Genomic DNA, 14,855 nt, shown 5'->3' on the forward strand with positions numbered 1-14,855 from the left:
TTTTTTCATTCTTATGATTATCTTTTCTACCTTTGCCCCGCAATTTGTTGCCAAAGCGATGAAAATCTTTACCCGTGTCAACGAGCTCCGCGAGGAGCTGGACAAGAGGGAACAGGCCGGAATCGGCTTCGTTCCCACGATGGGCGCCCTGCATGCAGGCCACCGTTCGCTGGTGGAGCGCGCCCGCAAGGAGAACTCCACCGTCGTGGTGAGCGTCTTCGTCAACCCGACGCAGTTCAACGACAAGAACGACCTGCACCGCTACCCCCGTACCCCCGAGGCCGACGCCCGCGTACTGGAGCAGGCCGGCGCCGACTTCGTGCTGATGCCCTCGGTCGAGGAGATTTACCCCGAGCCCGACACCCGCACCTTCGAGTTCGGTGCGGTGGACAAGGTGATGGAGGGCGCCACGCGTCCGGGTCACTTCAACGGCGTGGCCCAGGTTGTCAGCCGGCTCTTCGACATCGTCCGCCCGGCGCGTGCCTACTTCGGCGAGAAGGACTTCCAGCAAATCGCCGTCGTCAAGGCGATGGTCCACCAGCTGGGACTCCCCGTGCAGATTGTCGAGTGCCCCATCGTCCGCGGCGAGGACGGTCTGGCCCTCTCGTCGCGCAACACGCTGCTCGACAAGGAGCACCGCGCCGCTGCACCTCACATCTACGCCACGCTGCGCGCCGCCGTCGAGAAGTCGCACGAGATGACGCCCGACGAGCTGAAGGCCTGGGTTACGGCCGAAGTCGAGCGCAATCCGCTGCTCAAGGTGGTCTACTATCAGTCGGTCGACGCCGCAACGATGCAGGAGGTACACGACTGGAACGACGCTCCGCGCATCCAGGGCTGCATCGCCGTCATGGCCGGACAGATTCGTCTAATCGATAACATCCGTATCCGATAATGAAATTCCAAATCGAAGTCATCAAATCCAAGATTCACCGCGTGAAGGTCACGCAGGCGGATTTGAACTACGTGGGCAGCATCACCATCGACGAAGCGCTGCTGGAGGCTGCCAACATGATTGAGGGCGAGAAGGTCCAAATCATGGACATCAACAACGGCGAGCGTTTCGAGACCTACATCATCAAGGGCGAGCGCGACAGCGGCTGCATCTGCCTCAACGGCGCCGCGGCACGCAAGGTCCAGGTGGGCGACGTGGTCATCATCGCCTCCTACGCCCTGATGGATTTCGAGGATGCCAAACAGTTCCGCCCCTGGGTCATCTTCCCCGACACGGAGACCAACCGTCTGGTGAAATAGAGGCGACCGAGGGCCGCTGCAAGGTCTGTTCGGAAGAAAAAAAGCCCGAAAAATGAAAAACTCCCTGCGTCGGGGAGTTTTTTTGTTTCTAATCGTTATATTTGCTGACGGGAAACCGGGACGGTCCGCAGCGGACCCATCCCCGGCCCGCAGTTTCGTATGGACACCACGCTCGCCATCCTCGCCTTCCTCTTCGCACTCATCGGCATCGCCGGGTGCATTGTTCCGGCGCTTCCGGGCGTCATCCTCAGCTACGCGGGGCTGGTCTGCGCCTACTTCTGCTCCTACTCGCAGATTTCGACCGCCGCACTGCTCATCTGGCTCGCCGTCACGCTCTTCGTCTCGGTGGCCGACTATTTTCTGCCTGCCTACATGACCCGCCGCTTCGGCGGCTCGCGCGCCGGCGCCATCGGTGCCACCATCGGCACCGTCGTCGGCTTCTTCTTCATCCCGCCGCTGGGCATCCTGCTGGGGCCCTTCGTCGGTGCCGTCATCGGCGAGCTGTGCCACAACCGGGAGGATATTTCAAAGGCCTTCCTCGTCGGCTTCGGCTCGTTCCTTTCGTTCATCGTCGGCACGGGGCTCAAGCTCATTGCCGCCGTGGGCATGTTCGTGCATATCTCCGCCGACACCTATCCGGTCGTGCGGGAGTGGTTCGCCTCCATTTTCTAAACCAAACCATAGATGAAAAAACTCAGATTCCTGGCCGTCTGCATCGCAGCGATGCTGGCAGCCGCTTGTTCGGGAGACAAGTACGAATCGGTGGCCGGCGACCCGCTGGGCACCCGCATCTACACGCTCGACAACGGACTGAAGGTCTACATGAGCGTCAACCGCGAAACGCCGCGCATCCAGACCTACATCGCCGTACGCGTGGGCGGTAAGAACGACCCCGCCGAGACCACCGGTCTGGCACACTACTTCGAGCACCTCATGTTCAAGGGCACGCCCAACTACGGCACCTCGGACTACGCCGCCGAGAAGCCGATGCTCGACGAAATCGAGCAGCTCTTCGAGGTCTACCGCAAGACCACCGACGAGCAGGAGCGCGCAGCCATCTACCACCGCATCGACTCAATCAGCTACGAGGCTTCGAAAATCGCCATTCCCAACGAGTACGACAAACTGATGGCCGCCATCGGCGCCACGGGCACCAACGCCTACACGTCGCAGGACATGACCGTCTACGTCGAGAACATCCCCTCGAACGAGATTGAGAACTGGGCGAAGATTGAGGCCGACCGCTTCCGCAACCCCGTCATCCGCGGCTTCCACACCGAGCTGGAGACCATCTACGAGGAGAAGAACATGTCGCTCACGCGCGATGCGCGCAAGGTATGGGAGGCGCTTGACGCGGCACTCTTCCCCCACCACCCCTACGGCACGCAGACCGTGCTCGGTACGCAGGAGCATCTGAAGAACCCCTCGATTACCAACGTGCGGAACTACCACAAGACCTACTACGTGCCCAACAACATGGCCATCTGCCTCTCGGGTGACTTCGACCCCGAGCAGATGCTCTCGGTCATCAAGAAGTACTTCGGCGACATGCAGCCCAACCCCGAGCTGCCGAAACTGCAGTTCCAGCCCGAGGAGCCCATCACCGAGCCCGTCGTACGCGAGGTATACGGTCTGGAGGCAGCCAACGTGCTGCTCGGATGGCGTCTGCCGGGCGGCTCGACCGACCCGAACGATGTGGCACAGATTGCCAGCGCCATTCTCTACAACGGCCAGGCAGGTCTGATTGACCTCGACATCACGCAGCAGCAGAAGGTGCTCGGCGCCTACGGCGGCTACTCGGGCCAGCCCGACTACAGCACGTTCCTCGTGGGCGGCAGCCCCAAGGCGGGCCAGACGCTCGAGGAGGTGCGCGACCTGCTGCTTGCGGAGGTGGCCAAGCTCCGCTCGGGCGACTTCGACGAGAAGCTCATCGAGGCCTCCATCAACAACTTCAAGCTCTACCAGATGAGGGCCTACGAGGACAACGACTCGCGCGCCGACATGTACGTGCAGTCGTTCATCGCCGGCACCAACTGGGCCGACGAGGTCGCACAGCTCGACCGCATGTCGAAAATCACCAAGCAGGACGTCGTCGACTGGGCCAACAAGTACCTCGGCGAGAAGAGCTACGCCATCGTCTTCAAGCGCGAGGGCGAGGACAAGAGCGTACAGAAAATCGCCGCTCCGAAAATCACCCCGATTGTCACCAACCGCGACAAGCAGAGCGCCTTCCTCACGGAAATCCAGCAGTCGAAAGTGAAGCCCATCGAGCCCGTCTTCGTCGACTATCAGAAGGATATGGCGCAGTTCGACGTGCGTGACGGCATCCACGTGCTCTACAAGAAGAACGAGCTGAACGACATCTTCACGCTACGGTACACCTTCGACACGGGCACGGAGAACAACCCGGCGCTGGGCCCGGCATTCACCTATCTGAGCTACCTGGGCACCGACACGATGAGCGCCGAGCAGATTGCCTCGAAGATGTACGACATCGCCTGCTCCTTCTACATGGGCGCCGGCAACAACCAGAGCACCATCACGATTACGGGTCTGAGCGAGAACATGCCCCGCGCCATGGAGATTGTCGAGGGGCTGATTGCCGGAGCGGTGGCCAACGACGCCATCCTCGAGAACCTGAAGCAGGACCTCCTCAAGTCGCGCGCCGACTCGAAGCTCAACCAGGGGCAGAATTTCGGCGCCCTGCAGCGTTACATGCGCTACGGCGAGGAGTTCATCCGCAAGTCGACCCTGACGAACGACGCGCTGAAGTCGCTCGACTCGAAGAGCCTCATCGCGGCGGTTCAGGAGCTCATGGGCAAGCAGCACGAGGTGCTCTACTACGGTCCCATGGAGCAGGAGGCCGTGAAGACGGTCATTGCCGAGAAGCACAAGGCTGCTGCGGAGCTCACGCCGCTCGAACTGTCGCACCCGAAGCCGCTGCGCACGGATGAGAGTAGCGTCATCCTGGCCCAGTACGACGCCAACCAGCTCTACTACCTGCAGTACTCGAACCGCGGCGAGGCCTTCGATGTGAAGAACGACCCCGAAATCACGCTCTACAACGAGTACTTCGGCGGCAGCATGAACTCGATTTGCTTCCAGGAGATGCGCGAGGCACGCGGTCTGGCCTACACGGCACAGGCATGGCTGGGCACCCCCGCATATGCCGATGACTGCTACAACTACATCGCCTTCATCGCTACGCAGAACGACAAGATGCAGACCGCCATCGAGGCATTCGACGAAATCATCAACCAGATGCCCGAATCGGAGGCTGCCTTCGGCATCGCCAAGGAGGCCGTGCTGAGCCGCCTGCGCACCGAACGCACCACGGGAATCGACGTGCTGAGCTCCTACATCGCACTGCGCCGTCTCGGCCTCTCGGAGGACCGCGACCGTCAGATTTTCGAGCGCGTGCAGAACATGACGCTCGACGACGTGAAGGCCACGCAGCAGAAGTGGGTCAAGGACCGTCACTACACCTACGGCATTCTGGGCGACATCAAGAACCTCGACCTGAACTACCTCAAGACGCTCGGTCCCATCAAGACCGTTTCGCAGGAGGAAATCTTCGGCTATTGATGCCTCCGGCATTCATGCACGACAACGGCAGCCCCGACGGGCTGCCGTTTTTCGTGGCTCCTCAGCAGCCGGTCGCGGCAGCATGTCGTTGCAACAGCCAGCCGCAACCTCCTCTGCTCCCTGACTGCAAAAAAGAATGAAGCGGACTTTTCCTGATGGAAAGGTCCGCTTCGTTGCGGTCAGCCCGGCGGCAACAGCCTCCCATGCGGGTAGCCGTCGGCCGCAACCGGCTGCAGGCATCAATAGCGGTAGTGGTCGGCCTTGTAGGGACCCTCGACCGGCACGCCGATGTAGTCGGCCTGCTTCTGCGTCAGGTGCGTCAGTTCGACCCCAAGGTTGTCGAGGTGCAGGCGGGCAACCTCCTCGTCGAGGTGCTTCGGCAGGCGGTAAACCCCTACCTCGAGCTTCTTCTGCCAGAGCTCCATCTGGGCCAGGCACTGGTTGGTGAAGGAGTTCGACATGACGAACGAGGGATGGCCCGTAGCGCAGCCCAGGTTTACCAGACGGCCCTCGGCCAGAATGAAAATCGAGTGTCCGTCGGGGAAGGTGTACATGTCGACCTGCGGCTTGATGGTGGTCTTCACGGCGTTGGACTTCTCGAGACGGGCCATCTGGATTTCGTTGTCGAAGTGGCCGATGTTGCAGACGATGGCCTGGTCACGCATCCGCTCCATGTGCTCGAGCGTGATGATGTCGCAGTTGCCCGTGCAGGTTACGTAGATGTTGCCTTCGGCCAGAGCGCTCTCGACGGTCTTCACCTCGAAGCCCTCCATGGCGGCCTGCAGCGCGCAAATCGGGTCGATTTCGGTCACAATCACCCGGGCGCCGTACGAACGCATCGACTTGGCGCACCCCTTGCCCACATCGCCGTAGCCGCAGACGACGACCACCTTGCCGGCAATCATCACGTCGGTGGCGCGCTTGATGCCGTCGGCCAGCGATTCGCGGCAGCCGTAGAGGTTGTCGAACTTCGACTTGGTGCAGGAGTCGTTGACGTTGATGGCCGGCACGAGCAGCTCGCCGGCAGCCTGCATCTGGTAGAGGCGGTGTACGCCGGTGGTGGTCTCCTCGCTCACACCCTTCCATTCGGCCACCGTGCGGTGCCACTTGTCGCCGTCCTCGGCGAGAATCTGCTTCAGCGTGCCGAGGATGACCTCCTCCTCGTAGGAGGAAGGCTCGTAGTCGAGCGACGAGGCGTCGTTCTCGGCCTTGAAACCCTTGTGAATCAGCAGCGTCGCATCGCCGCCGTCATCGACGACGAGCTGCGGGCCCTTGCCGCCGGGGAACGAGAGCGCCATGGCCGTGCACCACCAGTACTCGGGCAGCGTCTCGCCCTTCCAGGCGAAGACCGGAACGCCGGCCGCAGCGATGGCCGCAGCGGCGTGGTCCTGCGTAGAGAAGATGTTGCACGAGCACCAGCGCACGTCGGCACCCAACTCGACGAGCGTCTCGATGAGAATCGCCGTCTGGATGGTCATGTGCAGCGAACCCATCACACGAACCCCCTTGAGGGGCTTCAGCGGGCCGTATTTGCGACGCACGGCCATCAGACCGGGCATCTCGTGTTCCGAAACCTCAATCTCCTTACGTCCCCACTCGGCCAGCGACATGTCGGCCACCTTGTAGGGAATGCTCAAATCCAGAAACATAACTAATCGGTTTATACTTTATGATGTTGAATACGCATTGAATATGCTAACAGCTCTTTTTTTCAGCGGTACCGACCGGACTCCACACCCGACGCTCCGCCGTTCTCAACTGCGGCCCACGCTCCTGCCATTCTCGCTCCGCCGCTCACTGCCCGGCCGCTCGTCCAGCCGCTCACTACCCTGCCGCTCCTGCTGCTCCTGCTGCTCCTGCTGCTCACCGCTCCGCCTTCCGTGCGGCAAAGAAGGCTTCGGCCTCGCGGCGGTCGGCCTCAATCTGGCGCTGCAGCTCTTCGACCGATGCGAACTTGCGCTCTTCGCGCAGCCGGCGCAGCAGCCGAATCCGCAGCCGCCGGCCGTAGAGCTCGCCCTCGAATCCGAAAAGGTAGCTCTCCAGACGTCGCTCCGTGCCGCCGACCGAGGGGTTGCGCCCCAGGTTCGACATGGCGCCGTAGAGCTGCCCGTCGACCTCGGCCTCCGAGAGGTAGACCCCGTCCCGGGCCTCCAACGCATCGGGCACCGCAAGGTTGGCGGTCGGAAAGCCAAGCCTGCGCCCCAACTGGCGGCCGTGCACCACCGTCCCTTCAATCACCACAGGCTCCGTCATATCTTTCGGGTCAGTTTGCGCACCAGGCTGAACTGCGAGAAGAACTCCTTGGCGAAGACACGCAGCACCGTATAGGAGGGAATCGCCAGCAGCATGCCGAGGATTCCGGCCACCGAGCCGGCGATGAGAATCACGATGAAGACCTCGAGCGGATGCGCCTTGACCCGCTCCGAATAGAGCGTCGGCTGCAGGACGAAGTCGTCGAGCCCCTTGAGCACCAGCAGCGAGGCGACAATCACCAGCACCGTATGGCCGACGGTTGTCCCCTCGATGGGGGTCATCACACCGATGCAGACTGACATCACCCCGCCGATGAGCGGGCCGGCATAGGGCACGACGTTCATCACACCCATAACCAGTCCGATGAAGCAGGCGTCGACCGTATGCATGCCGAAAGCCATCATCACCAGCGAGACGGCAATCATCAACAGCAGGCTCTCCGTGAGGATGCCCGTGAAGTAGCGGGACAGCAGCACCGTAATCGAGTCGAGTGCCCGGGTGATGTTTTCGTGGTAACGTTCGGGAAAGACCGCCGAAACCATCGCATAGAAGAGCCCCTCCTCCTTGAGGAAGAAGAAGGTGATGAACGAAATCGAGAATATCGCCACCACCGACGAGAGCACGACGTTGAAGAGCGACGAGACGAGCGTGTTGAGCGACCCGAAATTGACCATCGAACACAGCCCCGAGCTGAGCGCTTCGGAGAGCGAGAAGGTGCTCTCGGGCAGCGCAAAGAGCTCATCAAGGTAGTACTGAATGCGCGAAACGGGTTCCGAGATGGAGTTCATGACGGCCGTGAAGTCGAGACTTGCCAGCTGCTGCACCTTGTTGAAGAACAGCGGCACGAAGAGCGTGCAGAGCACCGCCAGCACGACCCAGATGACCACCAGCGTTGTGAAGGCCGCCAGCCAGCGCGGCACACGCCAGCCGCGGATACGGATGCCCGAGAGCAACTTCACCAGCGGATTACCCATGACGGCCAGCACGGCCGAGACCAGGATATAGACGACGATGGAGCTGAAATACCACACCAGAAAGAGGACGGCTGCCGTAATGGCGGCGCCGGCCACGAAACGAAGAACGGTCTGAGGGGTAATTGCCATCGTGCGTTGCTCTTTCGGAGCTCCTTTAATCCTTATTATTCAATTTCAATGTGGGACTTCAGCCGGGCAATGGGCGTCTGCGAACCAACGACCGGGTCGCCGATTTCGACGAGCAGCTCGCTATCCTTCGGCACGAGCACGTCGACACGCGAGCCGAACTTGATGAAGCCCGCCACGCTGTTCTGCTCGACCCGCTCACCGGGTTTCATGTAGGAGACGATGCGGCGTGCAATGAGCCCCGCAATCTGGCGGAAGAGGACCTGATGGCCCGAATCCATCCTTACGACGGTCGTCGTCCGCTCGTTCTCGGTCGAGGACTTGGGGTGCCACGCCACCAGGAAGCGGCCCGGGTGGTATTTGAAGTATTCGACCACACCGCCCACGGGAACCCAGTTCATGTGGACGTTGGTAATCGACATGAAAATCGAAATCTGCAGCATCTCGCGGTGGAGGTGCTCCTCCTCGCAGACCACCTCGGTCACCACCACACGGCCGTCGCACGGCGCGAAGACCAGGTCCGCATCGTGGATGCGCACGCGGCGCGGCTCACGGAAGAAGGCCACGATGAAAAACCAGAACAGCAGCAGCAGGACGGCGCACAGCCACATGACGCTGATGTTGGCATGGTTGACGAGCAGATGGTAAATCAGCCACCACAGCAGCAGGCAGAAGACGCCCGAAAAGCAGATGATTCTGTATCCTTCCTTGTTGATTCTCATCTTCGAATCGTATTAGAGGGTAAAACGCTTGTTACATGACATAATAGAGGTAGACCGTCACGAAGGGCGCCGAGAGCAGCATCGCATCGAAGCGGTCGAGCAGTCCGCCATGGCCGGGGATGATGCTGCCCGAGTCCTTCACGCCGGCTGCCCGCTTGAACATCGACTCGACCAGGTCGCCCAGCACACCCGTCACGGCAGCCACCAGCGCAAAGCCAATCCATGCGGCCGGAGAGCCACCCACCTGCCAGCTTCCGATAACCCCGACCAGCACGGCGCCCACCAGTCCGCCGAAGAAACCCTCCCAGGTCTTCTTGGGCGAGAGGCGCTCGAAGAGCGGGTTGCGGCCGACGGCCATCCCCACCAGGTAGGCGAAGACGTCGTTGGCCCAAATCATGAAGAGGTAGTAGACCATCAGAACCGGTTGGCGCTCGCCCCACATCGTCGGGATGTGGCACATGAGCGCCAGCGGGAAGGCGACGTAGAAGAGCCCGGCGAGCGTCGCACCGATGTCGGCAATCGGGTTCGCCTGACGGCGGTAGAGCTCGCAAATGAACATGAGCGGCAGGAGCAGCAGCAGAAAGACCACACCGATGCCGGTCAGCTGTTCGGAGTGCGTGCCGCCGACCGTAATGGCAAAGCTCAGGCCGAAGAGCACCACGCCCGCCACGATGCCGACCACCTCCAGCGGCTGGTTGCCGTGGCGGCGGGCCAGCCCGTAGAATTCGACCATGCCGCCCACAAGCAGCACAAGAAGCAGTGCGCCGAAGCTCCACTGCGAATAGAGGATGCAGACGAGCATCACGACGGCCAGCACCAGTCCGCTCACCGTCCGCACCACGAGGTTCTTCATCGTTTCTCCCATTCCGTGTCCGTTTTTAGGTTAGTGTTCCGAGGTGGGTTCGGGGGTATTCTCTCTCTTGGGTTCGTCAGGTTCGGTTGCACCGGATGCGGCCGGCGCGCCGTTCTTTGCGTCGGAGGCGTCGGCCTGCTCCGTATCGGAGGCAGCGGCCGTGCCGTCGGCCGGACGGGCATCGGCAGCATCGCCCTTCGCTGCATCGCCGCCCTTCGCAGCGGTGTTGCGGGGCTGCTGGGCAGCGGGACCCAGAATCTGCTCGAGGTCCTCGCTGTAGATGGTCTCCTTCTCGAGCAGCAGGTCGGCGATGGCGTTGATTTGGGCGTTCTTCGCCTCGATGATGGCGCGGGCACGGGCATAGGCCTCCTCGACGAAGCGGCGCACCTCAACGTCGATGTCGTGGGCCGTCTGCTCGCTGAAAGGTTTGGTAAAGGTATCGCGCGTACCGGTCGAATCGTAGTAGCTCAACGGGCCGATTTTCTTGCTCATGCCATAGTAGGTCACCATGGCGTAAGCCGTCTTGGTCGCACGCTCCAGGTCGCTCAGCGCACCGACACCGAGTGTGTGGTAGTTCACCTCCTCGGCAATGCGGCCGCCGAGCAGGCCGGCCAGCTGCTCCTCGAGCGCCTCGTCGGTTACGTGGATGCGGTCCTCGTCGGGCGACGACCAGGTGGCACCGAGGCTGCGGCCGCGCGGCACGACGGTCACCTTGAGCACGGGGTCGCACTCGGGCAGCGACCACATCACCACGGCGTGGCCCGCCTCGTGGATGGCCGTGATGCGCCGCTCCTCGGGCGTCATCGGCATGTTGGGCTTTTCGAGTCCGCCGACGATGCGGTCGATGGCGGCGAGGAAATCCTCGCGCGTGACGAACTTCTTGTTGTGACGGGCGGCAATGAGCGCCGCCTCGTTGCAGACGTTGGCAATGTCGGCACCCGAGAAGCCCGGAGTCTGGCGCGCCAGGAACGAGCGGTCGAGCTGCGGGTCAAGCTTGAGCGGACGCAGGTGGACGTCGAAAATCTCCTTGCGCTCGTTGACGTCGGGCAGCCCCACCTCAATCTGGCGGTCGAACCGTCCGGCACGCGTCAGCGCCTTGTCCAGAATGTCGACCCGGTTGGTGGCAGCCAGCACGATGACGCCCGTGTTGGTCTGGAAGCCGTCCATCTCGGTCAGCAGCTGGTTGAGCGTATTCTCGCGCTCGTCGTTGCCCGAGAAGCCGGCATTCTTGCCGCGCGCCCGGCCGATGGCGTCGATTTCGTCGATGAAGACGATGCAGGGGGCCTTCTGCTTGGCCTGCTCGAAGAGGTCACGCACGCGCGAAGCACCCACGCCGACGAACATCTCGACGAAGTCCGAACCCGAAATCGAGAGGAAGGGGACGTTGGCCTCGCCGGCCACAGCCTTGGCCAGCAGCGTCTTGCCCGTTCCCGGAGGGCCTACCAGAAGGGCTCCCTTCGGAATCTTGGCGCCCAGCTCGCGGTACTTGTCGGCCTTCTTGAGGAAGTCGACGATTTCCATGATTTCGACCTTCGCCTCGGCCAGACCGGCCACATCCTTGAAGGTCACGCGCTTGGCGTTGTCCTTGTCGAAGACCTGGGCCTTGGCCTTGCCGACGTTCATGATGCCGCCGCCGGCACCGCCGCCTCCGCGAGCCATCGAACGCATGAGGAAAATCCACACGCCGATGATAAGCACCCACGGAAGGACGTTCACCAGAATGTTGGTCCAGTTGTTGCGCTGGGTCTCGTATACGACCGGAATCTCCGTTCCGGTGCGCTGCTCGACCTCCTTCAAATCCTCACGGAAGGAGTCCACCGAACCGATGGTGAAGATGAGCTGAATGCCCTGCTCGGGCATGTGGCGGTAGAGCGGCTGCTCCGCGTCGTTGCGGTACTTTTCGATGGCCTCCTTCTTGAGGAAGACCTGGGCCTCCTCGCGGTTCACCACCTGGATTTTCTCGACCTCGCCCTGTTCGACCATCTTTTCGACGGCCGTCCAGTCGCTCGGCAGCGGAGCGTCGCTTCCGCCGTTGAGGAAGTACCATCCCAGAATCATCACGGCGATGATTCCGTAAATCCACATCCACGAGGGACGGGGCATATTCATATTGGGGCGTTTGTTCCCGTTCTGTACGTTTGCCATAAAATTCCGTTACTCTTCGTATTCATAACGCGTCATCGGCGCATCGGCCCACAGCTCCTCCAGGCGGTAGAAGCTGCGCAGCTCGGTCTGGAAGATATGCACCACCACGTCGACATAGTCCATTGCAATCCAGAAGGCGTTCTGCTGTCCCTCGACGCGCCAGACCTTTTCGCCCAGCTTTTCGAGCACCTTCTCCTCCACACCGGCGGCGATGGCCGCTACCTGGGTGGTCGAGTCGGCGTTGCAGACCACGAACTTCGAGCAGATGGCGCCGTCGAAGCCCGAAAGGTCCAACGAGACGATGTTCTTGCCCTTCTTATCCTCGATTGCGCTGACAATGGTTTCAATCAGTTTGTCCATAAATAAATGATAGGTGTCTATAACTTCGCAAAGATAGGAATAAGAATTTAAAATTCACAATCCGTGCCTCAAAATCGGGCAACGGAGGGTGTTCGGCGGAGGCAGGAGGAGGGAAGAGGCTGCACCGGAGGGCCGGAGGGGGGCAGAGCGGCTGCGGGGCCAAGCGAAGCTCCGACCCCCAAACACGAACAGGCGCGGCATCCGCTCCGAAGCAGGATGCCGCGCCCGACCGGAAGGTCCGCGCAGCGGCGGGGCTACGACTTTTTGACGTTGTCCAGAATGGTCTGTGTCAGCGCCTTGATAATCGAACTCTTGACGTAGGTGCGCCGCACGGCCACAGCGATTTTGCGCGACGTGGCCCCCTTGGCCAGCATCTTGAGGCGGTCGCGGTGGTCGGCCGGAATGTACTCGATGGCCATCTCGGGAATAATCGTCAGGCAGGAGGTGCAGTCGACAATACGCATCAGCGTGTCGAGCGAACCCGACTCGAAGGTGAAGTGCGACGGCATGTTGCGCTTGGCCTGGCAGAGCTCGATAATCTGGTCGCGCATGCAGTTGCCGGCGCTCAGAATCACCAGGTCGCGCAGGTCGATATCCTCGATGCGGATGTTCGAACGCTCGTAGAGCGGATTCTCGGGCGAGACATAGGCGAAGAAGCGGTCGTTGAAGAGCTCCTGTTCGAGGATGCCCTCGCCGCAGGTGCCGCTGGCTACCAGCGCCGCGTCGATGCGGTCGCGCCGCAGCGCCTCGACGATGTCGGCCGTAATCATCTCGGAAATCTCCAGTTCAACCTTCGGATAGTCATGCACGAACGAGGGGATGAACTTGTGGAGCAGGTAGGGGGCGATGGTCGGGATGACACCCAGCCGCAGCCGCCCGGCCGTCTCGCCCTTCAGCTCGGCCACCGACTCCTTGATGTTGTTGTAGGCGCGCAGCGTCTCGCGGGCCCGTTCGAGCACCACCTCGCCCGCCTCGGTCGGGATGACGGGTTTCTTCGAACGGTCGAGCAGCACCACGCCCAGCTCCTCCTCGAGCGACTTGACCTGCATGCTCAACGAGGGCTGCGTGACGAAACAGTGCTCCGCCGCCAGCGAAAAGCTGCCGCAGTTGGCCACGGCCAACAGGTATTCGAGCTGAATGATTGTCATAATGGGGTTCTATTTGCGAAGACGAAAATATAAAAAAAATCTATATTCCACAAATTTTTGCGCCCCGCATCGGGATTTTCGTATTTTTGCCCGTAAAAGCGGCCGTACCTGCCGAAGGAAACGCCGCACAAATGACGCGAACGGCTTCACCGTGAGCCGCCCGCGGCAGCGAGCGCCGCCCCCGGATGCGGGTGACGGGGAACGTGCGGAGTGCGCCGTGTGCGCACCCGCGGCAGGACGCTCCGCAACAACCCTTCAAGCAAGGAAGAACGAAACACCACACCCGCCGGAAAACAACAGATATGGGAAAAATCATACTCACGGGGGACCGCCCCACCGGAAAACTTCACTTGGGACACTACGTAGGCTCGCTGCGCCGCCGCGTCGAGCTGCAGAATTCGGGCGAATACGAGCGCGTCTTCGTCATGATTGCCGACGCGCAGGCGCTCACCGACAACGCCGACAACCCCGAAAAGGTGCGCCAGAACATCATCGAGGTGGCGCTCGACTACCTCTCGTGCGGCCTCGACCCCGAGCGCACCACCATCTTCATCCAGTCGCAGATTCCCGAGCTGTGCGAGCTGGCCTTCTACTACATGAACCTGGTCACCGTGGCCCGTCTGCAGCGCAACCCGACGGTGAAGGCCGAAATCCAGCTCCGCGGCTTCTCGGATGCCAACGCCGAGGAGGAGGGTCCGCAGCGCCAGGGCATTCCCGTGGGCTTCTTCACCTACCCCATCAGCCAGGCCTCGGACATCACGGCCTTCCGCGCCACCACCGTGCCGGCCGGACAGGACCAGGAGCCGATGATTGAGCAGACGCGCGAAATCGTCCACAAGTTCAATGCGGTCTACGGTCCGACGCTCGTCGAGCCGGAGATTCTGCTCCCCGAAAATGCCGTCTGCATGCGGCTTCCGGGCACCGACGGCAAGGCCAAGATGTCCAAGTCGCTGGGCAACTGCATCTACCTCTCGGATTCGGCCGAGGAGCTGCGCAAGAAGGTGATGGGCATGTATACCGACCCCGACCATCTGCGCATCGACGACCCGGGCAAAGTCGAGGGCAACACCGTCTTCACCTACCTCGACGCCTTCTGCTGTCCGGAGCACTTCGCCAAGTACCTGCCCGACTACCAGTCGCTCGACGAGCTGAAGGCCCACTACCGCCGCGGCGGCCTGGGCGACGTGAAGGTCAAGAAGTTCCTCATCGCAATACTCAACGAGACGCTCGAGCCGATTCGCGAACGCCGGGCCTACTTCGAGGAGCACATCAGCGACGTATACGAGATGCTGCGGGCCGGTTCGGAATCGGCCCGCAAGGTGGCCGCCCAGACGCTCCACGACGTGCGCAACGCCATGCGCATCAACTACTTCGACGACAAGGAGCTCATCGAGGCTCAGGCCCGTCACTACAGCCACCACGCATAGCGGCCGCC

General features: G+C 61.6%; 13 protein-coding genes. 5 read left to right on the top strand and 8 right to left on the bottom strand.

Going from position 1 to position 14,855, the window contains the following annotated elements; translation table 11 throughout:
- Positions 1–58: 58 nt before the first annotated feature.
- From panC to B5F90_RS02480, 4 genes are all read left to right on the top strand, one after another.
- A complete protein-coding gene (gene panC / locus B5F90_RS02465) occupies positions 59–895 on the top strand; it encodes a pantoate--beta-alanine ligase (protein ID WP_087360837.1) in 837 nt (278 codons plus the stop codon).
- A complete protein-coding gene (panD, locus tag B5F90_RS02470; RefSeq protein WP_087360839.1) occupies positions 895–1,254 on the top strand; it encodes an aspartate 1-decarboxylase in 360 nt (119 codons plus the stop codon). Before panC ends, panD begins: the two co-directional genes overlap by 1 nt.
- 159 nt (positions 1,255–1,413) lie before the next feature.
- Positions 1,414–1,926: a DUF456 domain-containing protein gene (locus B5F90_RS02475; protein ID WP_087360841.1), complete on the top strand. Its 513-nt coding sequence runs from the start codon at positions 1,414–1,416 to the stop codon at positions 1,924–1,926.
- 12 nt (positions 1,927–1,938) lie between these two features.
- A complete protein-coding gene (locus B5F90_RS02480) occupies positions 1,939–4,839 on the top strand; it encodes an insulinase family protein (RefSeq protein WP_204229521.1) in 2,901 nt (966 codons plus the stop codon).
- A 239-nt stretch (positions 4,840–5,078) separates the two neighbouring features.
- Here the strand turns inward: B5F90_RS02480 and ahcY are convergent, their stop codons facing one another.
- The 8 genes from ahcY to B5F90_RS02520 form a co-directional block, all read right to left on the bottom strand.
- Positions 5,079–6,488 (bottom strand): adenosylhomocysteinase, encoded by a 1,410-nt coding sequence (ahcY, locus tag B5F90_RS02485; protein ID WP_087360843.1) that lies wholly within the window; start codon positions 6,486–6,488, stop codon positions 5,079–5,081.
- A 214-nt stretch (positions 6,489–6,702) separates the two neighbouring features.
- Positions 6,703–7,092 carry a riboflavin kinase gene (locus B5F90_RS02490; protein WP_087360845.1) on the bottom strand — a complete coding sequence of 130 codons (390 nt, stop codon included), beginning with the start codon at positions 7,090–7,092 and terminating at the stop codon, positions 6,703–6,705.
- Complete coding sequence (locus tag B5F90_RS02495; protein ID WP_087360847.1) at positions 7,089–8,195, bottom strand: AI-2E family transporter; 1,107 nt, start codon at positions 8,193–8,195, stop codon at positions 7,089–7,091. Before B5F90_RS02495 ends, B5F90_RS02490 begins: the two co-directional genes overlap by 4 nt.
- A 35-nt stretch (positions 8,196–8,230) precedes the next feature.
- Positions 8,231–8,914: a phosphatidylserine decarboxylase family protein gene (locus B5F90_RS02500; RefSeq protein ID WP_087360849.1), complete on the bottom strand. Its 684-nt coding sequence runs from the start codon at positions 8,912–8,914 to the stop codon at positions 8,231–8,233.
- Positions 8,915–8,945: 31 nt separating this feature from the next.
- The gene (locus B5F90_RS02505) at positions 8,946–9,779 is read right to left on the bottom strand and encodes a phosphatidate cytidylyltransferase (protein ID WP_234025658.1); all 834 of its coding nucleotides are present in this window, start codon (positions 9,777–9,779) and stop codon (positions 8,946–8,948) included.
- 18 nt (positions 9,780–9,797) lie between these two features.
- Positions 9,798–11,876, bottom strand: a complete 2,079-nt coding sequence (gene ftsH, locus B5F90_RS02510; protein WP_239307725.1) for an ATP-dependent zinc metalloprotease FtsH — start codon at positions 11,874–11,876, stop codon at positions 9,798–9,800.
- Between the two features lie 45 nt (positions 11,877–11,921).
- Positions 11,922–12,272, bottom strand: coding sequence for a ribosome silencing factor (gene rsfS / locus B5F90_RS02515; RefSeq protein WP_087360856.1), 351 nt, complete (start codon positions 12,270–12,272; stop codon positions 11,922–11,924).
- Between the two features lie 254 nt (positions 12,273–12,526).
- Complete coding sequence (locus tag B5F90_RS02520; protein ID WP_087360858.1) at positions 12,527–13,420, bottom strand: hydrogen peroxide-inducible genes activator; 894 nt, start codon at positions 13,418–13,420, stop codon at positions 12,527–12,529.
- Between the two features lie 302 nt (positions 13,421–13,722).
- Between B5F90_RS02520 and trpS the strand changes: the two genes are divergently transcribed.
- The gene (gene trpS / locus B5F90_RS02525) at positions 13,723–14,847 is read left to right on the top strand and encodes a tryptophan--tRNA ligase (protein WP_087360860.1); all 1,125 of its coding nucleotides are present in this window, start codon (positions 13,723–13,725) and stop codon (positions 14,845–14,847) included.
- The last annotated feature ends 8 nt before the right edge of the window (positions 14,848–14,855 follow it).

This window comes from Alistipes sp. An31A (assembly GCF_002159425.1).
Classification (GTDB): domain Bacteria; phylum Bacteroidota; class Bacteroidia; order Bacteroidales; family Rikenellaceae; genus Alistipes; species Alistipes excrementigallinarum.

Coding starts and splice junctions, on each gene's coding strand:
- panC (WP_087360837.1), top strand. CDS start 59: ATGAAAATCTTTACCCGTGTCAACGAGCTCCGCGAGGAGCTGGACAAG.
- panD (WP_087360839.1), top strand. CDS start 895: ATGAAATTCCAAATCGAAGTCATCAAATCCAAGATTCACCGCGTGAAG.
- B5F90_RS02475 (WP_087360841.1), top strand. CDS start 1,414: ATGGACACCACGCTCGCCATCCTCGCCTTCCTCTTCGCACTCATCGGC.
- B5F90_RS02480 (WP_204229521.1), top strand. CDS start 1,939: ATGAAAAAACTCAGATTCCTGGCCGTCTGCATCGCAGCGATGCTGGCA.
- ahcY (WP_087360843.1), bottom strand. CDS start 6,488: ATGTTTCTGGATTTGAGCATTCCCTACAAGGTGGCCGACATGTCGCTG.
- B5F90_RS02490 (WP_087360845.1), bottom strand. CDS start 7,092: ATGACGGAGCCTGTGGTGATTGAAGGGACGGTGGTGCACGGCCGCCAG.
- B5F90_RS02495 (WP_087360847.1), bottom strand. CDS start 8,195: ATGGCAATTACCCCTCAGACCGTTCTTCGTTTCGTGGCCGGCGCCGCC.
- B5F90_RS02500 (WP_087360849.1), bottom strand. CDS start 8,914: ATGAGAATCAACAAGGAAGGATACAGAATCATCTGCTTTTCGGGCGTC.
- B5F90_RS02505 (WP_234025658.1), bottom strand. CDS start 9,779: ATGGGAGAAACGATGAAGAACCTCGTGGTGCGGACGGTGAGCGGACTG.
- ftsH (WP_239307725.1), bottom strand. CDS start 11,876: ATGAATATGCCCCGTCCCTCGTGGATGTGGATTTACGGAATCATCGCC.
- rsfS (WP_087360856.1), bottom strand. CDS start 12,272: ATGGACAAACTGATTGAAACCATTGTCAGCGCAATCGAGGATAAGAAG.
- B5F90_RS02520 (WP_087360858.1), bottom strand. CDS start 13,420: ATGACAATCATTCAGCTCGAATACCTGTTGGCCGTGGCCAACTGCGGC.
- trpS (WP_087360860.1), top strand. CDS start 13,723: ATGGGAAAAATCATACTCACGGGGGACCGCCCCACCGGAAAACTTCAC.